Here is a 22,068-nt window from a genome sequence, read left to right as displayed (position 1 = left end):
GGCCGTTCATCCAGGTGCCTGTGATGTTCGTACAGGAGCGCGCCGGTCGATCGCACAGCGGGAGTCGGGATTCATGCACGACGAGTGGGAGCAGCAGTCCTTCGGAACCGTGGAGTTGACATTCCTCGGGACGGGAACCTCCAACGGCATCCCGATCATCGGCTGCTCCTGTCCGGTCTGCACGTCGGACGACCCCCGCGATCGGCGCAGCCGTACTTCCGCCGTCGTGCGCTTCCACGGCTATCACGTCCTGATCGACACGGCGACGGAGCTACGGCTGCAGGCCCTAGCCGTCGGGTTGCGGCGGGTCGATGCGGTCCTCTTCACCCACGCCCACGCCGACCACGTCGGCGGCTTCGACGACCTGCGCCGCTTCAATGAGCTCGCCCAGCGCCACCTGCCGGTCTACGCGCACGTCGACACCGCCGCCACCCTGCGCGAGCGCTTCGCCTATGCCTTCGTCGACCAGTTCCCGTTCTACGGGGGGAAGCCCGACCTGACGCTCCACGAGTTTACCGGAGGATTCTCCCTGTTCGGGCATCGTATCCAGCCGATTCCGGTCTGGCACGGCCGCTGGCTGGTACACGGCTTCCGCTTCGGCCCGCTCGTCTACGTCACCGACGCGAAGACCATCCCCCCGGCCTCGCTCGAGATAATGCGCGGCGCCGACATCCTGGTCATCAACGCGCTGCGCCATCGGCCACACCCGACCCATCTGAGCATCGACGAGGCACTGGCGGTCATCGAGGAGGTGGCGCCGCGCCGCGCCTACCTGGTCCACATGACGCACGACGTGTCGCACGCCGCCACCAGCGCGCTCCTCCCGCCGCACGTCGAGCTGGCGTACGACGGGCTGACCGTCCGAACCGGGGACGAATGAGCGCCCGACACCCGTCTGCTACCATAGGCCGCAGCGATCCGGTGTGGCGTTCAGTGACCGGGAGGAATCGATGTCCGACGCGACGGTACAGCAGCTTGGCCCCGGGCTCTGGGTCATCGACCACCACTTCCTCGGCGTCCCGGGAGTCATTGCTTCCTACCTGCTGGCCGGTGACGACGGCCTGACGCTGATCGAGACGGGCGCGACGAGCACCCTCGAGACGCTGCTGGCCGGTATCCGAGCCGCCGGCTTCACCCCGGACCAGATCACCCAGATCGCCGTCACACACATCCACCTGGACCACGCCGGAGCATCCGGCGTGCTGCTGCGGCAGATCCCGCACGCGCAACTCCTGGTGCACCCCAACGGGGCACAGCACATGATCGACCCCTCGCGGCTGCTCGCCAGCGCCGCCCGCCTCTACGGCGACGACATGGACCGCCTCTGGGGCGAGGTGATCCCGGTCCCGGCCGACCGCGTGCGGGTGCTGCAGGACGGCGAGACGTTCCGCGCCGGTGGGCGGGAGCTGACGGCGCTCGACACGCCCGGCCACGCCAACCACCACTTCGCCTACTACGACGCAGCCAATGGCGACGTCTTCACCGGCGACGTCGGCGGTGTCCGGCTCGACCGCGCGCCCTACGTCCGGCCCCCAACGGTGCCGCCGGAGTTCGACCCCGCCGCCTGGCGCGCCAGCATCGCCCGGCTGCGAGCCCTGCGCCCGCGCCGCCTGCTGCCAACCCACTTCGGGGCCTACGACGATCCCGACTGGCACCTCGACGATCTGCTCTACCGGCTCGGCGAGTGGGTCGGCTGGGCCGAGGCGCGCCTGACGGACGGCGCGGACCAGGAGGCCGCCCTGGCTGAACTGCGCGAGCGCGGCGACGCCGAGATCATGGCACTCGACGGCGGGGCCGACCTGCTGAAGCCGTACGAAATCGCCACCGCCTACGCTGTCTCGCTCGCCGGCCTTGCCCGCTACGTCCGAAAGCGCCGCGAAGCGCAGGCGCAGTCCCAGGCGTAGGCGCCTGTTCGCTCCGGTCACTACGATTGCCCTGCCTGCCCACCGCGCCGTCACGCTCAGCCGGGTCGGCACTGGCCGGTGGCGTCTGTGGCGTATACTGTCCGTACCATCAGCAGGCGGCGACGATCAGCCCGGTGGACCGACCCGGTGGGGAGGACGTGACATGAGCCGACCGCGAGGCAGCGACGGACAAGCCACACCGCCGTCCCGCTCATTCGACCCGCGGCCGCACCTGCGGCGCATCCGCGTGCGCGGCCAGGAGGCGGAATATCTCGACGTGAAGTGGCGGCTCGCATGGCTGCGCACCGAGCATCCAGATGCCCGGATCACCACCGAGCATGTCACGCTGAGCGATTCGCTGGCGGTCTTCCGCGCGCTGGTCGAGATCCCGGGCGGTGGCGCCGCCACCGGCTACGGCAGCGAGACGCGCGACGACTGGGAGGACTTCATCGAGAAGGCCGAAACCAAGGCCATCGGCCGCGCGCTGGCCGCGCTGGGCTACGGCACCCAGTTCGCCCTCGACTTCGACCTGGAGGAGGACTCGACCGGTAGCCCGCAGCCGCTGGCCGACGCCCCGGTCGAGCACCAACCCCCGGCCACGCCCACCGAGCCGTCGCGCCGCCCGCGGCCACGTCTCGTGCCGCCACCCGAGACCGTCCAACCCCAGCCGGAGGCAACGCGCACGACCGAGCCGCCCGCACCGGCACCAGCACCCGCGCCCGAACCGGAGCCGGCCTCGGAACCCGCCCGCACCCGCGAGCCTTCCCCGGAGCCGGGACGACCTGACCGCAACTGGACGAGCTTCTGGACGGAAGTTCGCCGCCTTGGGTACAAGAACAAGGCGGAGCTGGAGCAGTTCCTGGGGCGCAGCATCGACACCGCCAGCACCCCGCCCGACGAAATCTGGGCCGAGCTCATGGCCCACCGCCGCCGGCGGGGCCTGGAGGAGTGATGCGTGATGCGTCCTTCTCCTCTCCCCTGGTGGGAGAGTGGGACGGGGGTGAGGGGGACGGATGACGCATGACGGATGACGTATGACGTCCCCGGAGGTCGCCGATGTACGCCCGCATGATGCAGGCACTGATCAAGCCGGATATGCTCGACACCGCCGCCGCGATCAGCCGGGACGGCGTGCTCCCCGCGGCGCACCAGCAGCCGGGCTTCAAGGGCCTGATCGTGCTGACCGACCCCGCGACAGCCAAGATGGTCACCATCACCCTCTGGACCACGGAAGCGATGATGCGCGCGGGCGAGGCGAGCGACTACCTGGAACAGCAGCTCGCCCGCATGGCATCGGCGCTGGCCGCGCCGCCGACGCAAGAGGCGCTCGCAGTCCGCGCCCTGGAGGCCGCGCATCCCAACGCGATGCAGGCGCGCCTGCTCTCGTACCAGGTCAACCCGCTGCTCCTCGACGACTTCGTGGGGACCTTCCGCGACGAAGTTCTTCCCGCCGCGCGCCGCGAGCGCGGCTTCGGCACCGGCCTGCTGCTGATCAACCCCACCGCTGCCCGCGCCATCTCCCTCACACTCTGGGACAGCGAGGCCGACCTCGAGGGTGGCCAGATCAGCGGCGACCTCCGTGCCCGCCTCTCGCACCTCTCCCGCCTCCTCATCAACCCCCCGGTGCGCGAGACCTTCCACGTGGATGTACTTGAGATCCTGCCGTGAGATGTGATACGTCACCCGTCATGCGTCATACGTCATTCTCCCTTCTCCCCTGGTGAGCTCCGTCCGAGAGGGGCCGGGTGAGGGGACGATTGACGCACGACGAGTGACGTCTGACGTTTGACGAAGGAGGACCAATGCGAGTTCTGATCTCGGCCGATATGGAGGGGACCGCCGGAGTGGCGATCTGGGAACAAGTCACGCCGCCCGACCTGGCGCGCCGTCCGGCGCCGGCCGAGTACGAGTGGGCGCGCACGCTCATGGTCAACGAGGTGAACGCCGCGATTCAGGGTGCCCGCGCCGCCGGGGCAACCGAGGTGATCGTCAACGACTCCCACGACGGCATGCGCAACCTGCGGCCCGGCGACCTCAGCCCCGACGCCTGGCTCATCTCCGGCAACCGCAAGCCGTTCGGCATGATGTGCGGCATCGACCAGGGGATCGACGCGGTGATGTTCACCGGCTACCACGCACGCGCCGGGACCCCGAACGGCGTCCTGGCCCATACCTGGACACTCTGGGTGCGCGACGTGCGCTTCGGCGACACCCCGGTCGGAGAGTACGGGTTGAACGCCGCGGTGGCCGGGCACTTCGGTGTGCCGGTCGTCATGGTCGCGGGCGACGAGATGGCGGTCCGGCAGACTCAGGAACTCCTGGGCGACGAGGTGGTCGGCGTGATCGTCAAGTACGGCGTTGGGACCACGTCGGCCCGGCACATGCACCCATCCCGCGCCTGTCAGGCCATCGCCGAGGGCGCAGCCGAGGGACTGCGCCGCAAGGACCGCATCCGCCCCTACACGCCGAACTATCCGCTGCCGGTGACGATCACGCTTGACAACGCCGAGGCGGTCGACCTGGCGCTGCTTGTCCCCGGCACCGAACGCGTGGGCGACACCTCGCTCCAGTACATCGCCGAAGACGGCGTGGACTTGATCCGGCGCTGGCAACTCATCATCGCTGCCGCCTCCGGCGCCGCGCGCTAGGCGCGCAACCGGAGCGGAGCATCTCCCTGAATCGGCGTCCATTGCCATCGTGTACTGGGAGCACGGCCCGGTCGCCTCGGGCCGTGCTCCCATGCACGCCGTAACCGCAATAGCCGATCACAGGCACAACTGTCTTGCTTCGGGATCTTGTGGCTCCGCACGCCCGGTATGCTATCGTGCACGCTGGGACCCCGGCTGGAGCGAACGTCGGCCCCGCCGCACGGCGCGCCCGCCGTGCCGGTCAGGTTTGTCGTGCGACCGGAGAAGGAGAGGATGTGACGCGCGACCAGTGCCAGCGTGCGTGAACAACGTTTCTGGTCTTGCTCCTTGCGACCGACCTGCTGTTCATCGGCCTGCACAGCCTCCACGTCTTCACTCGTTTCCTGCCCGATATGTACTTCAACATCGCCTACGACCGCGGCGCGGCCGAGCCCTTCCAGGTTGCCAAGGAATACTGGATCGCGCTGCTGATGATCTGGCTGGCCTGGTCGCGCTTCTCGGTGTCATACCTCTCCTGGGCGGTCGTCTTCGGGTACATCGCATTCGATGACCTGATTATGGTGCACGAGAAGCTGGGGGAGCGTATCGCCCACGAGCGCGGTTTCACCGCAATGTTCGGCCTACGCGACATCGACTTCGGCGAGATGACGGTCTACGCCCTGGCGGCGGCGGTCCTGCTCCCACTGCTCGCGCTCGCCTATGCCCGGGGCAATGCCGCCTTCCGAAGGATGAGCCGCCACCTCGTCGGGTTCCTGGTGCTGTTCGCCTTCTTCGGCGGCGTGGTCGATATGGTGCATATCCTGATCACACATCCCACGGTCAACGAGATCGTCGGCATGGTGGAGGATGGCGGGGAGATGCTGACCATAACCGCCACTGCGGGCTACGTGCTCCGGGAGGTTCTCCTGGTGAAGGTCGAGCCGGCCGCGGCCGACGTACAGCCCCAGCCCTGATCGCTCAGCCGGTAACCGGGCGAGAAGCTCCCACAGGCCGCGCCTGCCGGGCGACGGTCCAGAGGCGAAGCTGGGCCGGGACCAGTGGCAGGGCGTGACGGGTTCCCCAGCCCAGGAGGCGCAGCGCCCGCTCGTCCCGCTCCGTCCAGCGCAACCCGTATCCATCACGGATCGCGGGTGGCAACGTCCCGATGGTCACCAGCCGGGTCACCATTCCACCCGGGCGCAGTGGGAGCGGCGCGTCGGGCCAAAGGATCTGCTTGCTGAGGCGGCGCGCGGTGTCCGTTACGTAGATCGTGCCGCTAGCGAGCATCTCCTGCAGGTAAGCGTCGACCTCGGCGCGGCTGCGGGGGAAGTAGCCCTCCGGCGCCCCGAGCACCGACTCCATCACATGCGCCCCGAAGCAGTAGATGTCCTCTTCCTCCGGGGTCAGCGGCGCGACGAAGCGCCGGTAGGTCAGGAGGAACGAGTCGAGCAGGGTGGCGTGGACCCAGCGGAGCAGTTCGGGATCGTGCGCCGAGTAGGGCGTCCCCGCCGGGAAAGCCGGGGTACCCTCGCGGAGCGTGCCCTGGACTCGATCGTGGGTCGCGTTGATGCGGCGCGCCGCGCGCGGCGCGTCCGGGGTCTCAAAGGTCAGGGCCAGCATGGCATCGAGCGTCCGCCGCAGCCGGTGCAAGCCACCGTAGCGCTCGCGGTGGAAGCGACTGTGGTCGTCGACCCCGGCAGCGACCAACGGATGAGCTAGCTGCATCAGGATCGCGCGTCCCCAGCCGAGCAGCAGCACTCGCTCGGCGTTGACACGCCGCACGACGCGGGCTGCATCGTCGAGCGAGACGGAGGCCGTGTGCGCGGTCATCGCGTGTCCGTTCTAGGCCGACGGGGCTGGTCGTTCGGCGTTGGCGAAGCGGTCGAGCCGGAACAGGCCGATGTCGTGGCGCGTCGTCCCCTCGCGCGACAGGTCGGCCAGGATCTCCCCAACAACGCTGCAGAACTTGTACCCGTGGCCGGAGAAGCCGGCCGCGACGGTGACCTGCGGGTAGTCGGGGTGGTGATCGATGATGAAGTGCTCGTCCGGGCTGTTGGTGAACATGCAGGCCTTGAGGGCCGTGGTCGGCCCGGCGGCGTCGGGGAAGTAGCGCTCCGCGGCGCTGCGCAGCACTTCCTCGTCACGCGGGGTGAATGCCTCGCGGTCCATGGTGTTGGGATCGACCACCTCTCCGAGGTGGTGATAGAGGCCGAATTTGAACCCCGGGATGCCGTAGACGGGGAAGCCGTAGAAGTGCCCCTCCGGAACCTCCATGTTGAAGACCGGGAAGCGCTCCGGGGTGAAGAGTTCCGGCCGGCGCGGCTGCATCCAGATCAGAACCTGCCGCTCGGGCACGGCCAGCCCCTGCAGCTCCTTGACGAGCCGGCTGGCCCAGGCACCGGCCGTGAGCACCAGCCGTTCGGCCTCGTACGTTCCGCGCGCGGTGCGGACCCGCACCGCGCCGCCCGGCAGAGCCTCCCACGCCGTTACCGGTTCCCGGCCATGCACCTCGGCGCCGTGCGCCGCCGCGGCCATCACGTGCGCCACGATGCACTGCTCGGAGCGAAGGAAGCCGCCCTCCGGCTGGAACACGGCCTGGATGTCGTCCGGGAGGCAATAACCGGGGAAGCGCCGGTGGAGTTCGGCAGCGGAGAGGACCTCGTGCGGCAGGTCGTGCTCGGCACAGGAGCGGAGCGCCCCCGGCACGACCGTGCCGTCCTCGGGACCGGCGTCGATCGAGCCGGTAATGATGAGCAGCGGTTCCCCGGCGCGGGTTTCCAGCTCACGCCACAGCTCATAGGCGCGCCGGAGGAGTGGCACGTAGGACGGGTGCTCGAAGTAGGCGAGGCGAATGATGCGGGTGACCCCGTGGGAGGAGCCCATCGCGTGGGGAATGTCGAACTGCTCCAACCCCAGCACCCGGTCACCGCGCCGGGCGAGGTGATAGAGCGCGGCACTGCCCATGCCGCCCAGCCCCACGACGATCGAGTCGTACCGCTGCGCTGCCATCACTCGCCTCCCTCACGCGTGTTACCAGACCGACGCCGTGGTCCGGACCTGGGGCCATAGCCGGCAGGCTGTATACGGGAAATCCACGAAAGGGACTGGAACGCGAACGTATCTCCAGCCCCTTTCGTGGCTGTTCATCAGCCCGGCGGCTCTCACCCCGGGCGCGGCTCCGCCCGGCAGTGTCTCCGCAGGCTATCCCGTCCTACGACAGGCGGCCGGCCAGCCGCCCGGTGAACGACTGGTCGAACCGGACCGGGTTGAACGGCGTCAGGTCCACCGGCGACTTGCCGGTCGTCATGTACTCCGCAATCGTTACCGCGGTCGACGGCCCGAGCGAGATGCCCATCATGGCGTGGCCGCTGGCAACGAACAGGTTGTCGTACTGCGGCACCGACCCCAACGCCAGCAACCCGTCCGGCATCATCGGGCGCATGCCGACCCACGAGGTCTGCGCCGTGCCCTGGTCCCAGCCGGAGATGTAGCGGTTGGCGCCGCGCCGCAGCGCATCGACGCGCGGCGTGTCGAGGATGGTGTTGAGGCCGGACAGCTCCATCGTCCCGGCGATGCGGAGCGCGCCTTTGTACGGACTCACCGCGACTCGCACATCGACCAGGTAGAGCGGGTGCTGCAGACTCACCTTGGAGTTCTGCACCGTCACGTTGTAGCCCTTGCCGGCCGTCATCGGGATGCGCACCCCCGCCTTCGCCGCCACCCGGCCGGTCCAGGCGCCCGCCGCGATCAGGACCTGATCCGCCTCAAACGAGCCGACGCGCGTCTCGACCGCGGTGATCTGCCGCCCACGCCGCCGGAAGCCGGTCACCTCAACGCCGGGGCGCAGCTCCACCCCGTTCGCCTGGAGCCAGGCCACGGCACCGCGCATCAGCGACTCCGGCCGGATGTGCCGGTCTTCCTTGACCCAGACGGCGGCCTCGAGCGGGCCGGAGATGCCGGGCTCGAACTCGCGCAACTCCTTGGGCGAGAGGATGGTCGGCGAGTCGTAGCCGTAGTCGCGCATGGCCTCGACATCGTCCACGATGTGCTTGACGCTCTCCTGCTTCAGGCAGACGAAGAGCATGCCGGCCTTGTGCATCTCGAAGTCCATGTGCTCCGAGAGCTTATCGAAGAGCTCGAAGGTGTGCCGGCCGAGTTCGGCGGTGGCGTGCAGGCCCGCCTCGTAGTCGCGGGGGTTGCAGTGGCGCCAGAACTCGAACAGCCAGGGAGCCAGGCGCGGCACAGCGCTGGGGCGGATATACAGCGGGCTATCGCGGCTCAGCATCCAACGGAGTGAGGTCCCGACCAGGCCAGGCGCCGGTACCGGACCAGAAAGCGAGGGCGTGATCCAGCCCGCGTTACCGGTCGAGCACGCCGCTCCGAAGTCACCCTGGTCCAGAAGGGTGACCGAAACCCCGCGCCGCGCCAACTCGTAGGCGCTGAGCAGGCCGATCACCCCACCCCCAACGATGACTGCCTTGCTCACGATACGTTACTCCCCTCTGCGGCTCTTTCCGGCGCAGGACAACACCCGCCGGACGTGTCCCTCAGCGCCCGGCAGGGCCAGCGCCACACTGATCAGGAAATGTATCAGACCTCGGGGGATTGTGGCGTGGGTGTCCCAGACCACGTTAGCGCGCTGCCTGCTCCAACGGCTCGGGCGCCGCCTCGCCGACCCCAAGGCGGTCCTGCAGGCGCCGGAGCCAGGACGGAGCCCACCAGTTGATCGACCCCATGACCCGCATCGTGGCCGGGACCAGCAGCGCTCGCACGATCGTCGCGTCGATGAAGATGGCCAGCGCCATGCCCACGCCCAGCGACTGCAGGATCAGCAGCCGGTCGACCACCGCCGCCCCGAAGACGGTGATCATGACGATCGCCGCACTGGTGATCACCCGGCCGGTGCGCTCCAGCCCGACGGCCACAGCCCGCGTGTTGTTGCGGTCTTTCTCATACTCTTCCTGCATCCGCGACAGCATCAGAACCTCGTAGTCCATCGACAGCCCAAACAGGATGCAGAACATCATGACCGGCACCATCGGGACGATGTAGCCGGTCGGTTCGAAGCCGAGCAGGCCGCTGAGATGCCCGTCCTGGAAGACCCAGACGAGCGCGCCGAACGAAGCGGTGATCGAGAGCGCGGCCATCACGATCGCCTTGAACGGCAGGAAGAGCGAGCCGAGCAGCAGGCAGAGCACCACATAGGTAGCGACCGCGATGAACCCGAGCGCGTAGGGGATGCGCTCGACGATGCTGTCCACCATATCGGCATTGACCGCACTGGCCCCGCCGACCAGCATCTCCAGGCCGCCGGTCTCGGACGCACCGAAGTCGCGCAGGCGGTACACCAGATCCTTGGCCTCCTGGCTCTCGGGTGCGGCCGCCGCGTCGACGCGCAGGCGGGCACCCGTGGGGTTCAGGAGCCCATACGCCCGCCCCGCGACCGCCGGATCGCTCGACTGGAGCACGGCGGCCAACTCCTCCGGACCGGACGCGGTGCCATTGGGCGTCAGATCGAAGATGCTCTCCACCGACTCCACGCCGGGGAGCGCGGCCACGCGCTCGACCGTCTGGGCCAGAGCCGCGATGTTTTCCGGATCGGTCATCTGCCCCGAACCGGGGTAGAGCAGCACCTCGATCGGCGACACCTCCGGGAAAGCGAACTCGGTACGGAGCGTGTCGTAGGCCACGCGCGTCTCGTCATCAGGCGGGAGTGTGTCCATTCCGGGCGTGCCGAAGTTGACGTTGAGGAAGGGCACCCCGGCCAGGATCAGCACCGCGAGCACCGGCACCAGGACCATGAACGGCCGGCGCATCACCATCCCGGCCAGTCGGCCCCATAGGCCCTCAGCCTGCCCGTGGTCAGCCGCCATCCCCCGCACCGCCAGCCGATCGATCCGCGGGCCGAGCAAGCTCAACAACGCCGGGAGGAAGGTCAGCGCATAGAAGACCGCGAGGGCGACGACCAACGAGCCGCCGATGCCGAGGGAGCGCAGCGCGTACATGGGGAAGATCGTGAGAGCGATGAGCCCGACCGCGACGATCATGCCCGAGAAGAAGACCGCCTTCCCGGCCGAGGCAAGCGTGATCGCCAACGCATCCGGCGTATCCCGACGGCTCAACTCCTCCCGGAAACGGCTGACGATGAAGAGCGAGTAGTCGATGCTGACCGCCAGCCCGAGGATGGTGGCGATGTTGAGCACGTAGACGCTCGTTTCGGTCAGGTGCGCCATCACGGAGATCGCGCCGAGCGCCGCCGGGATCGACAAGATGCCTACTAGCAGAGGCAGCCCGGCGGCGACCAGTGAGCCGAAGACGAGCACGAGCACGACCAGCGTGATCGGCAGCGAGACGATCTCCTGCCGCCGCAGATCATTCTGGGCCTGCGTCGTGAACGACTGATAAGCCGCGTCCCACCCGCCCCAGATGTGATCGAGCGTCGGGGTCTGCACCAGGCGGCGGTACTCCTCGAGGTCCTCGCCCGCGTTCCCCTGGCGCGTGCTGCTGTTGATCAGCACGTAGGTCTTGCGACCGTCCGCGGAGATGAACTGCTCTGACCCGGTATTGGCGTAGCCGACGATGCTGATGATCTCGGGGCGATCAGCCAGCGGCGCGATTGCCTGCTGCACCTCGGCCTGGAAGGCCGGATCGGTCGCCTGGAGGGTGTCCGACGAGAAGATGATCCAGAAGACGGAACCCCCTTCACCGAAGTGGTCTCCGAGGTTCCGCGCGACGACCGATGACTCCGCAGCGGGATCCTCCCAGCCCTCGGCCGAGAGACGGTCGAGGCCGCTGGGGATCAGCGGCACCATCAACAGGAGCAGAACCAGCGAGAGGAGCATGACCGCCACACGGTGCCGCGCCACAAAGTATCCCCAGCGGAGGAACATCCCGACCACTCACTCCCTACGGAGGCAATACCGTTGTCAGCACTGTGCGCCCGCGGAACGTCACTCGCTGCCCCGTGCCACCTGGGGCGAAGCGGGGGGCGGGCTGGCCTCCCCGCTGAGCGCCGGGCAACCGTTGCACGTGCGACGCCACCAACGGGCGGCTCAGCGCGCGGCGGCGGTTCTCCTGGATTTCAATTCCGTCAGCGCCGCGCCCTCTTTCAGTATGCCAACCGGTGGAGCGCCGCGGCGAGAACCTGGATACCCGCGGCGGCGTGCTCAGGTGCGGTGTACTCGGCCGGTGTGTGGCTGCGGCCATCCTTGCTCTGCACGAAGATCATCGCCACCTTGGCGATCTCGGCCATGCGCTGGGTGTCGTGCACCGCCCCGCTCGGCATCGTCATCGTCGGGATACCCTGCTCCGCTGCCACTTCCTCCAGCAGACGCACGAGGTCAGGATCCGCCGGGCAGGGCGGCAGGTCGGCCGTGATCTCCCATGACACATTCAGTCCCCGCCGCTCGGCCACCTCGCGGAGCAGTGCCTCGTGGGCCGCGTAGAGCCGATCACGCTGCGCAGGGTCGGCGTGGCGCGCGTCGATGGTGAAGGTGACGCGCTCGGGCACGATGGCCGGGAAGTTCGGCTCGACCAGCATACGGCCGACGGTGGTGACGGCGGGCCGGCCCATCTGCAGCGCGGTGCCGATGACACCCGAGATCATCTCGGCCGCCCCCGCCATCGGGTCGCGCCGCAGGTCCATCGGCATCGCCCCGGCATGGTCGGAGCGGCCGTCAACCCGGACCACGTAGTGCCGGATGCTCGGCAGGCCGTTCACGATCGCCACCGGCAGACCCGCCTGCTCCAGGATCGGCCCCTGCTCGACGTGCAGCTCGATCCAGGTCTCGATGTCGTTCCGTCGCGCCTCAGGGATGCGGGCCGGGTCGAGCCCCACCGCGCGCATCGCCTCCGCCATCGTCTCGCCGCCGTAGCCGCGCATGTTTTCCGCATCCTCAGGCGTGCTCCGGCCGGTGATGGCCCGCGAACCCCAGAACGCGGCCGACGGGAAGCGGCTCGACTCCTCCTCACAGAGCGAGACGACCTCAATCGTGCGCCGCGGGCGCCCGTAGCGCTCGCGCACCGCCCGCACGGCCAGGATGCCGGCGATGACACCCAGTGCGCCGTCGTAGCGCCCGCCGGGGTTCTGCGAGTCGATGTGAGAGCCGGTCGCGATCGACGGTCCGCCTTCGGTCCCCTCCAACCGCCCCCAGACGTTGCCGACCGCGTCGCGGCGCACCTCCATCCCGGCCTCCTCGCACCAGCGGGCGACGAGGTCCTGTGCCGCCACCCACTCCGGCGAGTAGACCAGTCGGCGCACACCGGTCCCGTCACCACCGTGCTGGGCCAGCTCCAGCACGTACCGCTCGACCTCCGCCGGATCGATCCAGAGCCGCTCCTGCGTCGCCATCGCCGCACCTCCCCCAGGGATGTCCCGGTCCGACTGCCGCAACAACACGCCACCATGATAACGCCAGAACAGCACCGCGCCCCGGTCCGATCTGGACCGGGGCGCGGTACAGCGACGCGGGGACTTATGTCATGTCACGTCGCGGCGGTACAGGAGCAACGCCGAGATACCACCGAAGAGCACGATGTATCCGGCAATGACCACCAGTGCCTGCCAGGGATCGACAAACGGACCGCTGAACGCACCTGGGCCGCCCGCATCGGAGCTCTGCCCGGTGAGCGGCGCCACCAGGGAATAGGCGTTGGTGCGCAGGAACGCCAGCGACAGATCGTGCAGAAGCGCGATGCTGTTGCCGAAGCCGCTGACCAGCCCCTCCACGACCAGGCCGTACATGATGCCGAGCCCGAGAGCCAGCGCCGTGCCGCGCGACAGGACGGCCAGCAGCACGCCAAGCAGGGTCCAGAGCGCCAGAATCAGCCAGCCGGCACCCATGCCGCGCAGGATCTCCCCGGCCGACGGCCAGGAAATCGCCGCGCCCTCCCAGAGGGCCACCCCGACGCTGAAGAGCGCGCCCGCCGCGTAGACAGCGACGGTGGCGACGACCAGGGCGATCGCCAGCGCACCCAGCTTGGCCAGCAGCCAGCGTATCCGCCCCGGCCGCTGCATCAGGGTCGTCTTCAGCGTGGCCCACCCGTACTCACTGCCGAACACCAGCACACCCAGAATCAGCCCGAGGATGCCGATATAGAACGGAAAGCCCGAGGCCAGCGTCGCGACGAAGCCCTCCGGGAGCAGCGCCGAGAGTTCGGTGCGGAACCCTGGAGCGCCCGAGTCACTCACGTAGGCGTAGTACGGCAGCACGTAGGCGAAGAAGAGCGTCAGCAGCACGGCGATCGCCAGCAAGATCCAGTTCGCCGCGCGGCGCCGCAGCAGCAACAGTTCGGCCGATAGACTACCCACGGTAGGTATCCCCCTCCACATCGCCCGCTTGCTCCGCCTGGACGAGGTCAAAGTAGACCTCTTCCAGCGAGGTGCGGGCCGGGGTCAGTTCGGTGACTTCCACGTCGGCGCTGACGAGCTGGCGGTTGAGCTCCCCAGCCCGCTGCAAGTCCATCGTCAGGACCAGCTTCCCGTCGTCAGCGATCAGACGCTCGACGTAGGGGAGCGACTCCACCATCCGGCGCGCCCGATCGATCGGCGTCGCCCGCAGGTGCAGTTCCGGCTGACCGCGCAGCTCGTCGAGCGTGCCCTCGGCCACCAACCGGCCGCGCCGGATGATCCCGATCCGGTCACAGATCTGCTCGACCTCGGTCATCAGGTGGCTGGACAGGAACACGGTGCGCTCCCCCTGCGTCAACTGGCGCACGAAGTCGCGCATCTCGGCGATCCCTTCGGGGTCGAGGCCGCTGGTCGGCTCGTCCAGGATCAGCAGCTCCGGGTCCTTGAGCAGGGCGGCCGCCAGGCCGAGCCGCTGCTTCATCCCCATCGAGTAGGTGCCGAATGGATCGCCCGCACGGTCGGCCAGGCCCACCTGCTCCAGAACCGCATCGAGCCGCTTCTCCGGCACCCCGGCGTGGCGAGCCATGACCCGCAGGTTGTCCCGTCCGCTCAGAAACGGATAGAACCCCGGGGCCTCGATCATCGCGCCGACGCGCGCCAGCGAGTCAGGCGAGCCGGGGGGCTTGCCCAGCACGCGAGCCTGCCCGGCGCTCGGCCGGATGAGGCCGACCAGCATCCGCATCGTGGTCGTCTTTCCGGCGCCGTTCGGGCCGACGAAGCCGTAGACCTCCCCGCGCCGCACACGCAGCGTCACCCCGTCGACTGCCAGGATGTGCTCGCTGTAGCGCTTGGTCAGGCCATCGGTCTCGATTGCAAAGTCCATCGTCATGGCCGTCCAGTTCTCCTTCCGTGCCCCCGCCGTGACGATCACGGCGAGGGGCCCGAGTCGATGATTAGCTCGGCATCAGGCGCCGTGCTCCGACCCTGCCGACGTGGTCGTGAGCACGGGTGTGCGCCGCCGTGCCGCAATCGCGGCTCCGGAGGCGCGTCCGGTCGCAGCCGCGACTCCGACCAGTGCAGTAGCGTTAAGCACATGGAAGGCCGCGATGTAGGGCAGGCCCACGCGCAGGCTCGGTAGTGCCATCTGCACGATGTAGAGCCCAAGCAAGAGCATCGTCAGGCCAATCCCACGCCGGCCGATGCGACCCGCGAGCGCGAGGATCGGCAGCACCAGGATCGGTAGGCCCAGGAGGTTCCCCCACGCGCGGTGCAAGTCGTAGCTCACTGCACCGAAGGACCCACCGCCTGCGAGGTAGATCTGGAGCAGGATGCCTACCACGGTGAACCACGCGACGATCTGGTGCGCTCGCGCGAGTGCCATCTGCATCGTTGATCCCCCTTCTCCTAGAGCGGTCAGCGCCGCCACCACGACTTACTGAAGCTGCTCCAACCGCTCTCGGTACTCCTCGGCCGACAGTTCACCGCGGGCGAACCGCTCCGCCAGGATCCCACGCGCCCGGTCGTTGGCCGTCGGCTCCGCCGGCCGCGTGCGACGCACGATCAGCCAGACCACCGTCGCCGCCAGGGCAACCCAGAACAGCAGCATGAGCGGACCAAAGATCCACCACGGCCCGCCCGGGCCCCAGCCGCCGCCCACCGAAGCCAGCACCGGCACCGCGAGTACGATCTCGTTCATTACGTCCCTCCAAGTCGTCCATCCGCGCCGCGGATCGCGCCGGCGTCCGCCACGCCTATCCATTGGGCCGTGGCAACGTCGCTCCCCACGAAGCCGGGTTCTTGCGCCGTCAGGGCGTGCGTCGCTGCCCATCCCCGATGTTAGGGTGGCGAGGTCAACACCCCGTTCACGCAACCCTCAACAAACGCTCAACGGTCGGTTACGACATCCTCCAGACCGGGCTGCTGCCCTGGTGTGATGCGGATCGGATTGGCGATACTTAGCACCGAGCAGCCGTGATCCGGTGTGCGTTGCTGGATGGGGTTCGTCGATGGAGCGACCGACAACCGTGCTGATCGTGGACGACGAGGAGGACATCGTCGCCCTGATGCGCGACTTCCTGGAGGCCGAGGGCTATGCGGTCCTGGCGGCCTACGACGGCCCGACCGCGCTTCGCACGCTGGAGCACGAGCCGGTTGACTGTGTCCTGCTCGACGTGATGATGCCGGGCCCGTCCGGCTATGACGTGCTGCGGCGCATCCGCGAGAACCGGGATGTGCCGGTCCTCTTCCTCACCGCCCGACAGGAGGACCATGACAAGATCCGCGGTCTGGGACTCGGCGCCGACGATTTCATCGTCAAGTCCGCTACACCCGGCGAAGTCGTCGCCCGCATCAAGGCAGTCCTCCGCCGCTACCGGCGCGGCGAGCCAGCACCCCGCGCCGTCCTCGACTTCGGCCGGCTCGTGATCGACGTGCAGGCGCACGAGGTCCGCGTCGATGGCAAGCCGGTGCAACTGACAGCGCGCGAGTTCGAGTTGCTCCAGCTCTTCGCCGAGCACCCACGCCAGGTCTTCACCCGCGAGCAGCTCTTCCAGCGGCTCTGGGGCGAGTTCGGCGACCGGCATACCGTCACCGTGCACATCGGGCGACTGCGGGAGAAGATCGAGGAAGACCCGGCCAACCCGCGCTACATCGTGACGGTCTGGGGCGTTGGCTATCGCTTCGACGGGGAGGCCCGCCCATGAGCGCGTCCAAACGCCGCCCGATCCTGCCGCTCCGGCGCTGGCTGGCGCTGGCGCTCGCCACCACCTTCTTCGTTCCGGTCGTGATCACCGGCATCGTCGTCTACCACGTGCTGGGCGGCCCGCTGGAACCCCTGTCGACCGCGACGGAGCAGATCGGCCGGGGCACGACGCGCTGGCACGACCCTGCCTGGCAGGACGCGACCCGGTCGGACCTGGCGGCTATGGGGATCGACTTCGTCCTGGTCGAGGACGGCCGCGAGGTCTACCGCAGTACTCCCGACCCCCTTGCCGGAGACGGCGGGCAGGTCCGGGAGCGCTGGGTGGAGCGCGTGGCCTACCCCGGCACGCCCAGACGGGTGGCATACATCTACTCAGACTCCGGGGTGGGCTGGAACGGCCAGGACGGCGGACCACCCGAGGCCCGCTTCCTGGCCGTGCCAATCGTCGGGTTGATCAGCCTGCTGCTGACGCTTGCCGGGATCGGCTGGTTCCTCGGGCGCACCGTCGTCCGCCCGCTGGCCGCCACCAGCCAGGCGGCCCGGCAGGTCGCGGCCGGTGACCTCGACGTTCGGCTCCCGTCCTCGCGCGTCCGCGAAGTGGCCGAGGTCAACGCCGCCTTTGAGTCGATGAGCGCCGAGTTGCGCGCCTCGCTCCGACAGCAGGCGGAGTTCGAGCACGAGCGCCGACTCTTCATCGGCGCAGTCGTACACGACCTGCGAACCCCCCTCTTCGCCCTCCGCGGCTACCTGGAGGGGCTGGAAAAAGGGCTCGACGACACGCCGGAGAAGCGCGCACGCTACATCGCCGTCGCCCAGGAGAAGGCCGCCACGCTCGAGCGCCTGATCGGGGATCTCTTCGACTTCACCCGGCTGGAATACCTGGAACAGACCCCGAACCCGGAGCCGCTCGACCTCGGCGCGCTCCTGGACCGGCTGGTGGAAGGATTCCGACCGCAGGCCGACACCAAGGGGGTGCAGCTCACGCTGACCATCCCGCCCGAGCCCTGCTGGGTCCAGGGCGACACCCACCTCCTGACCCGCGCCCTGAGCAACCTGCTGGACAACGCGCTGCGCTACACCCCGAGTGGCGGCCAGGTGCGCGTGGCCTGCCGTACCGAGCCGAGCGGGGTGATCTTCACCATCGCCGACACCGGGCCGGGCATCCCGGCTCACGACCTGCCGAACCTCTTCGCCCCGCTCTACCGCGGCGAGACATCGCGCAACCGGCGCACCGGCGGCGCCGGGCTCGGCCTCACCATCGCCCGCCGCATCCTGCTGGCACACGGTGGGGACCTCTCGGCCGGCAACGGTCAGGCCGGCGGCGCCGTCTTCACCGGCCGCCTCCCGCACCCTACGCGCGACCCGCGCCAACCCACCGCGCCCGTCACCCTCGCCACCTCACCCGGCGACAGCGCGGCCACGGACGGGTAGTGCGTGGTCCGTGCCTGGGTGGGTGGTGTCTGACCGCCCGACGGGCCCCGCGCGTGCGGGAGTATCGGCGTCGGCAGCAGGTCGAGGCCGTCTCCCAGGACGGCACGACTCGCGGCTGGAATCTCGAGGCGAGCACGCGGACCGCGCGCAACCGACTCAACCGCCTGCCGCTGGCGCTGTTCCTGGCCCTGTGGTGGAGCCATCTGCGCGGGCAGCAGGTAGTGCGACGGGGGGAGCGGCGGCGCCTCGACCGCACCGACCGGCGGGATTGCAGCCTGGTGCGCCTGGGCCGACGCTGGATGACCTGGCTGCTGGACCACCAGCGGCTGCCGCCCCTCCCCTTTCGGTACCACCACCAGCAGTGGACCTGTCGCTGGCGCTACTGAAACTGTCCGGGAGAGAAGGGGTAAACCCCCGGGCACGCACCACCGCCGTTGACCCATCGTCTCCATCCGACTCCGTGAGCCCTGGCCCGAAACCAGCGGCGTGGACTGGACCAATTCGCCCGATTACATCACGCCTGCACCTATCCATACAGACACGCGCTGATGGCGGTGGGGATGCTGGCGAGGCCGGTGATGGCGGCGTAGCGGCCGTCGCCGAGCGCGGCCAGCTCGCGGCAGGCGGTGGCGGATTGCTCGGAGCGGCCGGTTGAGATCACGTGGAGGGTCGGGAAGGCGGCGGCGTAGGCGTCCGGCGGCGGTCCGGCCGTGCGGAGACCGTCGCTGAAGAGGAGGCCGACGCGCTCCTGTGTGCTGGCGCGGGACAGTTCGTCCAGGCCGACGCGCAGGCCGAGCGCCAGGTTGGTAAGCCCACGCCCGGGAAGGGACAGTACCCGGTCGATCAGGTGGTCGAGGTCGACCGGCTCGTCCAGCCGTTTGAGTACTGCCGCGTCGCGCCAGAAGGCGATGACGGCGAAGGGGTCCGGATCGACCCGAACGGCGACGGCGGCCAACGCCAGCGCGGCCTCGTAGATGGCGGCGCCTTGCATCGAGCCGGAGACGTCGAGCATCAGTGCGTAGGCACGCTTTCGCGGTCGGCGCTCGATCACCACCAGGTCCTCGTCGGTCACCTCCGGCTGTTCGAGCACCCGCTCCAGCGAGCGGTCGAGATCCAGCTCGGCCGCCTCGCCCCGGTAGGGAGTGCTGGTGAGGCGTCCGGGGCCGGGGTGTTGGTCCAGGTCGCGCTGGGCCATGCGCACGAGCACGTCGCGGGCGATGCGGTCGACCAGTGCGCGGTGGTCGGCGTGACCGGCGAGGTGGTGGACCTCGCCCAGGATCTCGCGCGGCAGCGGCGGGCCGTCGGCGAGGGAGGTCTCGAGCGCGGTCCGCACCCCGGGCAAGCGGCGGAGCGCGCGGGTGACGTGCGGGTGGCGCTCGGCGAAAGCGCGAACGGCCCGCTGGCTGGCGGATCGCCGGGCTGCGGCGTCCAGGGCCTCGTCGCCGAGGTAGACGCGCCCGCTGCCGGTGGTGTTGACGTGGCTCGGGGCGACGGGGTGGTCCGGCGGCCGGCTGGTGGCTCGGCCGGTGCCGCTGCCGCGCCCGGCACCCGGGCGGATGGAAGACTCGTGGTCTGCGGGGCGGCGGCCGGGCCCGCCTGGGTCGGGATATCGGGGCGCCTCCGGCTGGCCGTCCAGGACCGCAAGCACGATCTCTTCGACGATGCTGTCGGCACTCCGACGGGACGACTCGCGCACCGCGACCTTGATCGCCAGCGCGGTGCGCGCGGCGGCGACGAGGAGCTGGCGGGAGGTGACATCGTCCGGCGCGGGGCTGATCCGCACGCCGCGGAGCCCGGCGAGCTGCCCCGCCACCAGCACGAAGTCGATCGCGCCGCGGACCGACGCCCCCATGCGCAGATCGGGGTGCCGGCGCGTGCGCTGGACGACCTCGACCGCGACATCGACCAGCCAGCCGCCGGGTGTGCCGGTGCGGCGGGCGACGATCTCCCGCTCCTCCTCGGCCGATTGGTAGTCAAGGTGGACCCGGCAGAGGCGGTCGGCCACCGCGCCCGACAGGCGGTTCGTCCCGATGTTGTCGAAGGGGTTCATGGCGGCGACGAGGCGGAACGCGGGCGCGGCGCGCACGACGCCCAGGCGGGGGATGCTCAACTCGCGCTCGGCCATGGCAGTCAGCAGCGTGTTGAGCGTGTCCTCCGGCACCCGGTTGAACTCCTCGATGTAGAAGATGCCGCCGTCGCGCATAGCGAGGGGTAGGGGGCCGTAGATGAAGCCCTCCGGGGTGTAGCCCTCCTGGAGCACGCGGACCGGGCTGTGGTGGCCCAGGATCTTGGCCGGAGTGAGGTCGGCATGTCCCTCGACGAAGTAGAAGGGGACCTCCGCGGCCGCGCAGATGGCGCGTAGCAGGGTCGACTTGGTCGTGCCGGGCGGGCCTTCGAGGAGGACATCGCGCCCTGTCCCGAGGGCGGCGAGGATCAACTGCGCCTCTGTCCGGCGCCCGACCAGGTCGCGCTCGATGGTAGCGTAGATGCGGCGGATGTCCATGTTGCTCCTTGCCCTACCCGGACCGCAACGCGCGTGCCGGGCATGCCGATGGCGGGGTGGGTGATAGGATGCGGCCGGGAAGGAGCAGGGCGATGCCGTACGTGGATCTCGACGGGCTGCGGATGTACTACGCCGAGCACGGGCGGCCCGACGGCCCGCCGCTCGTGCTGCTGCACGCCTTCATGGCGACCGGTGAACAGTGGCGCCGGCAGATCGACACCTTCGGCGCGCGCTACCGGCTGATCGTGCCGGATCTCCGCGGGCACGGGCGCACCGGCAACCCCGGCGGTCTGGCGGCGATGAACCACCGGCAGTTTGCCCGGGATGTAGTCGGGCTCTGCGGCGCGCTGGGGATCGACCGAGCGGCCTTCGCTGGGATCAGCACCGGGGCGATGTTGCTGCTCAGCCTGGCACTCGATGCGCCGGACCTCCCCCAGGCCCTCGTCCTCGCGGGCGGCACTCTCCGCTACGACGACGAGCTACGCCGCTGGTGGCGCACGATGACGCCCGAATCGGTCACCCCCTCGATCGAGCGTGCCCGTGCAATGCACACCGCGATGGGACCCGAGCACTGGCGCCTGGTGGCCGAAGCCTGGATCGCGCTGAGTGACCATGCGCACGAGGAGGACTTCCCGGAGCCGTCGGAGATCAGCGAAATCCGGGTGCCGACGCTGATCGTGCATGGCGACCGGGACCGGTACTTCCCCGTGGCGATCCCCGTCGAACTCTACAGGCTGCTGCCCGACGCGGAGCTGTGCATCCTCCCGAACACCGGGCACTTCCCGCAGGCCGACCGTCCGGCGTGGTTCAGCGACATCGTGCTCGACTTCCTCGCGCGGCGGGGCTGAGGCGACCGGCTCACTGTCCCCTGCGGGCGATGGTCAGGCGCCAACCCCGGGCCGCCTTCCGTTCCTGCCGTTGCTCAAACAGCAGCTCGTCGAGGGAGCCGGAGCCGCCGCCCATCAGCGCCAGGCTGAGGAACCCAGCCAGGAGCGCCAGGTCGTACTCGTAGCCCGGCACCAGCCCCTTGGTCCACTTCATCCTGAAGACGATGAAGAGGAACTGCCCGGCGAAGAGGAGGGCGATCGGGCGTGTGAAGAGCCCGGCGAGGAGGGCGAGCCCGCCGAAGAACTCCAGGCCGCTGACGAAGCGGGCAACCCGCTCCGGCGCGGGGACGCCCATCGATTCCAACGCTCCAGGGAGCTGATCCTTCGGTTGTTCGAACACCTTCTGGTGCCCGTGGGCCACCATGATGATCCCGAGGATGATCCGCAGCGGGATCGGCGCCAGGGTTGCCGACCGCTGGACGAGAGACGGACTCATGAGCGCACCCCTTCCAGTTTCGACGCAGGCCGCTGCGGCCCTTCTGCAATCCGGTGGCCACCACCGGCCGCGCCGGTCTTGGGCTATTCCGGAAAAATCTGAATTAATAACTTGACAACGGCACAAAATGCCGCTACGCTGGGCAGCGGATGGGCAGCTTGTGGTAGAATTCGTCTTTTCCGGCGTGGAAGGACCGTGGCGCGCGAGCCGATTGCGTGGTGGTGATCCGC

21 protein-coding genes are annotated in these 22,068 nt (G+C 69.3%); 10 read left to right on the top strand and 11 right to left on the bottom strand.

The genetic code is table 11. The annotated features are described in order from the left end of the window. The first annotated feature begins 73 nt into the window (after positions 1 to 73). The 6 genes from STHE_RS00970 (at position 74) to STHE_RS00945 (ending at position 5,505) form a co-directional block, all read left to right on the top strand. Positions 74 to 880 (top strand): MBL fold metallo-hydrolase, encoded by an 807-nt coding sequence (locus tag STHE_RS00970; protein ID WP_012870684.1) that lies wholly within the window; start codon positions 74 to 76, stop codon positions 878 to 880. A gap of 70 nt (positions 881 to 950) precedes the next feature. Then, on the top strand, positions 951 to 1,904 hold the full coding sequence (locus STHE_RS00965; protein WP_012870683.1) for an MBL fold metallo-hydrolase: 954 nt from the start codon (positions 951 to 953) through the stop codon (positions 1,902 to 1,904). A 163-nt stretch (positions 1,905 to 2,067) separates the two neighbouring features. Next, positions 2,068 to 2,856 carry a PIN domain-containing protein gene (locus STHE_RS17645; protein WP_012870682.1) on the top strand — a complete coding sequence of 263 codons (789 nt, stop codon included), beginning with the start codon at positions 2,068 to 2,070 and terminating at the stop codon, positions 2,854 to 2,856. Between the two features lie 104 nt (positions 2,857 to 2,960). Then, the gene (locus tag STHE_RS00955; RefSeq protein ID WP_012870681.1) at positions 2,961 to 3,572 is read left to right on the top strand and encodes an antibiotic biosynthesis monooxygenase family protein; all 612 of its coding nucleotides are present in this window, start codon (positions 2,961 to 2,963) and stop codon (positions 3,570 to 3,572) included. A gap of 134 nt (positions 3,573 to 3,706) precedes the next feature. Continuing rightward, the gene (locus STHE_RS00950) at positions 3,707 to 4,552 is read left to right on the top strand and encodes a M55 family metallopeptidase (protein WP_012870680.1); all 846 of its coding nucleotides are present in this window, start codon (positions 3,707 to 3,709) and stop codon (positions 4,550 to 4,552) included. Positions 4,553 to 4,872: 320 nt separating this feature from the next. Then, the gene (locus STHE_RS00945; RefSeq protein ID WP_012870679.1) at positions 4,873 to 5,505 is read left to right on the top strand and encodes a hypothetical protein; all 633 of its coding nucleotides are present in this window, start codon (positions 4,873 to 4,875) and stop codon (positions 5,503 to 5,505) included. 4 nt (positions 5,506 to 5,509) lie between these two features. On the opposite strand, the gene STHE_RS00940 is transcribed toward STHE_RS00945, so the two are convergent. From STHE_RS00940 to STHE_RS00900, 9 genes are all read right to left on the bottom strand, one after another. Further along, a complete protein-coding gene (locus STHE_RS00940) occupies positions 5,510 to 6,361 on the bottom strand; it encodes an oxygenase MpaB family protein (protein ID WP_012870678.1) in 852 nt (283 codons plus the stop codon). A 12-nt stretch (positions 6,362 to 6,373) separates the two neighbouring features. Continuing rightward, positions 6,374 to 7,540, bottom strand: a complete 1,167-nt coding sequence (gene solA, locus STHE_RS00935; RefSeq protein ID WP_012870677.1) for an N-methyl-L-tryptophan oxidase — start codon at positions 7,538 to 7,540, stop codon at positions 6,374 to 6,376. Between the two features lie 202 nt (positions 7,541 to 7,742). Next, positions 7,743 to 9,017, bottom strand: a complete 1,275-nt coding sequence (locus tag STHE_RS00930; RefSeq protein ID WP_012870676.1) for an NAD(P)/FAD-dependent oxidoreductase — start codon at positions 9,015 to 9,017, stop codon at positions 7,743 to 7,745. A 145-nt stretch (positions 9,018 to 9,162) separates the two neighbouring features. After that, positions 9,163 to 11,421: an MMPL family transporter gene (locus STHE_RS00925; protein WP_012870675.1), complete on the bottom strand. Its 2,259-nt coding sequence runs from the start codon at positions 11,419 to 11,421 to the stop codon at positions 9,163 to 9,165. 218 nt (positions 11,422 to 11,639) lie between these two features. Beyond that, positions 11,640 to 12,881: a Zn-dependent hydrolase gene (locus STHE_RS00920; protein ID WP_012870674.1), complete on the bottom strand. Its 1,242-nt coding sequence runs from the start codon at positions 12,879 to 12,881 to the stop codon at positions 11,640 to 11,642. Positions 12,882 to 13,010: 129 nt separating this feature from the next. Beyond that, on the bottom strand, positions 13,011 to 13,841 hold the full coding sequence (locus tag STHE_RS00915; RefSeq protein ID WP_012870673.1) for an ABC transporter permease: 831 nt from the start codon (positions 13,839 to 13,841) through the stop codon (positions 13,011 to 13,013). After that, positions 13,834 to 14,769 (bottom strand): ABC transporter ATP-binding protein, encoded by a 936-nt coding sequence (locus STHE_RS00910; RefSeq protein ID WP_012870672.1) that lies wholly within the window; start codon positions 14,767 to 14,769, stop codon positions 13,834 to 13,836. Before STHE_RS00910 ends, STHE_RS00915 begins: the two co-directional genes overlap by 8 nt. 75 nt (positions 14,770 to 14,844) lie before the next feature. Continuing rightward, on the bottom strand, positions 14,845 to 15,267 hold the full coding sequence (locus tag STHE_RS00905) for a DUF6220 domain-containing protein (RefSeq protein WP_012870671.1): 423 nt from the start codon (positions 15,265 to 15,267) through the stop codon (positions 14,845 to 14,847). A 45-nt stretch (positions 15,268 to 15,312) separates the two neighbouring features. Beyond that, positions 15,313 to 15,576 (bottom strand): SHOCT domain-containing protein, encoded by a 264-nt coding sequence (locus STHE_RS00900; RefSeq protein ID WP_012870670.1) that lies wholly within the window; start codon positions 15,574 to 15,576, stop codon positions 15,313 to 15,315. A gap of 310 nt (positions 15,577 to 15,886) precedes the next feature. Here STHE_RS00900 and STHE_RS00895 point away from each other — a divergent pair, with 310 nt between their 5' ends. The 3 genes from STHE_RS00895 to STHE_RS00885 are packed head-to-tail and all read left to right on the top strand — an operon-like array spanning position 15,887 to position 18,398. Continuing rightward, positions 15,887 to 16,582, top strand: coding sequence for a response regulator transcription factor (locus STHE_RS00895; protein WP_012870669.1), 696 nt, complete (start codon positions 15,887 to 15,889; stop codon positions 16,580 to 16,582). Next, positions 16,579 to 18,012: a sensor histidine kinase gene (locus tag STHE_RS17640; protein ID WP_012870668.1), complete on the top strand. Its 1,434-nt coding sequence runs from the start codon at positions 16,579 to 16,581 to the stop codon at positions 18,010 to 18,012. Before STHE_RS00895 ends, STHE_RS17640 begins: the two co-directional genes overlap by 4 nt. 53 nt (positions 18,013 to 18,065) lie before the next feature. Then, a complete protein-coding gene (locus tag STHE_RS00885; RefSeq protein ID WP_041398682.1) occupies positions 18,066 to 18,398 on the top strand; it encodes a hypothetical protein in 333 nt (110 codons plus the stop codon). A gap of 140 nt (positions 18,399 to 18,538) precedes the next feature. Here STHE_RS00885 and STHE_RS00880 read toward each other — a convergent pair whose 3' ends face one another. Then, positions 18,539 to 20,515, bottom strand: a complete 1,977-nt coding sequence (locus tag STHE_RS00880) for an AAA family ATPase (protein WP_012870666.1) — start codon at positions 20,513 to 20,515, stop codon at positions 18,539 to 18,541. A gap of 92 nt (positions 20,516 to 20,607) precedes the next feature. Here STHE_RS00880 and STHE_RS00875 point away from each other — a divergent pair, with 92 nt between their 5' ends. Beyond that, positions 20,608 to 21,363 (top strand): alpha/beta fold hydrolase, encoded by a 756-nt coding sequence (locus tag STHE_RS00875; protein ID WP_012870665.1) that lies wholly within the window; start codon positions 20,608 to 20,610, stop codon positions 21,361 to 21,363. Positions 21,364 to 21,373: 10 nt separating this feature from the next. Here the strand turns inward: STHE_RS00875 and STHE_RS00870 are convergent, their stop codons facing one another. Continuing rightward, entirely contained in the window at positions 21,374 to 21,838 is a 465-nt protein-coding gene (locus STHE_RS00870) for a DoxX family protein (protein ID WP_012870664.1), read from the bottom strand. Between the last annotated feature and the right edge of the window lie 230 nt (positions 21,839 to 22,068).

It is taken from the genome of Sphaerobacter thermophilus DSM 20745 (genome assembly GCF_000024985.1).
Classification (GTDB): Bacteria; Chloroflexota; Chloroflexia; order Thermomicrobiales; family Thermomicrobiaceae; genus Sphaerobacter; species Sphaerobacter thermophilus.
Note: the sequence above shows the minus strand (reverse complement) of the source record. Positions and strands in the feature narration are given on the sequence as shown.

Excerpts from the sequence above, each read along its gene's own strand:
- STHE_RS00965 (WP_012870683.1), top strand. The coding sequence starts at position 951 with ATGTCCGACGCGACGGTACAGCAGCTTGGCCCCGGGCTCTGGGTCATC.
- STHE_RS00970 (WP_012870684.1), top strand. The coding sequence starts at position 74 with ATGCACGACGAGTGGGAGCAGCAGTCCTTCGGAACCGTGGAGTTGACA.
- STHE_RS17640 (WP_012870668.1), top strand. The coding sequence starts at position 16,579 with ATGAGCGCGTCCAAACGCCGCCCGATCCTGCCGCTCCGGCGCTGGCTG.
- STHE_RS00950 (WP_012870680.1), top strand. The coding sequence starts at position 3,707 with ATGCGAGTTCTGATCTCGGCCGATATGGAGGGGACCGCCGGAGTGGCG.
- STHE_RS00955 (WP_012870681.1), top strand. The coding sequence starts at position 2,961 with ATGTACGCCCGCATGATGCAGGCACTGATCAAGCCGGATATGCTCGAC.
- STHE_RS00900 (WP_012870670.1), bottom strand. The coding sequence starts at position 15,576 with ATGAACGAGATCGTACTCGCGGTGCCGGTGCTGGCTTCGGTGGGCGGC.
- STHE_RS00910 (WP_012870672.1), bottom strand. The coding sequence starts at position 14,769 with ATGACGATGGACTTTGCAATCGAGACCGATGGCCTGACCAAGCGCTAC.
- STHE_RS00925 (WP_012870675.1), bottom strand. The coding sequence starts at position 11,421 with ATGTTCCTCCGCTGGGGATACTTTGTGGCGCGGCACCGTGTGGCGGTC.
- STHE_RS00920 (WP_012870674.1), bottom strand. The coding sequence starts at position 12,881 with ATGGCGACGCAGGAGCGGCTCTGGATCGATCCGGCGGAGGTCGAGCGG.
- solA (WP_012870677.1), bottom strand. The coding sequence starts at position 7,540 with ATGGCAGCGCAGCGGTACGACTCGATCGTCGTGGGGCTGGGCGGCATG.
- STHE_RS00880 (WP_012870666.1), bottom strand. The coding sequence starts at position 20,515 with ATGGACATCCGCCGCATCTACGCTACCATCGAGCGCGACCTGGTCGGG.
- STHE_RS00940 (WP_012870678.1), bottom strand. The coding sequence starts at position 6,361 with ATGACCGCGCACACGGCCTCCGTCTCGCTCGACGATGCAGCCCGCGTC.
- STHE_RS00870 (WP_012870664.1), bottom strand. The coding sequence starts at position 21,838 with ATGAGTCCGTCTCTCGTCCAGCGGTCGGCAACCCTGGCGCCGATCCCG.
- STHE_RS00895 (WP_012870669.1), top strand. The coding sequence starts at position 15,887 with ATGGAGCGACCGACAACCGTGCTGATCGTGGACGACGAGGAGGACATC.
- STHE_RS00875 (WP_012870665.1), top strand. The coding sequence starts at position 20,608 with ATGCCGTACGTGGATCTCGACGGGCTGCGGATGTACTACGCCGAGCAC.
- STHE_RS00905 (WP_012870671.1), bottom strand. The coding sequence starts at position 15,267 with ATGCAGATGGCACTCGCGCGAGCGCACCAGATCGTCGCGTGGTTCACC.
- STHE_RS17645 (WP_012870682.1), top strand. The coding sequence starts at position 2,068 with ATGAGCCGACCGCGAGGCAGCGACGGACAAGCCACACCGCCGTCCCGC.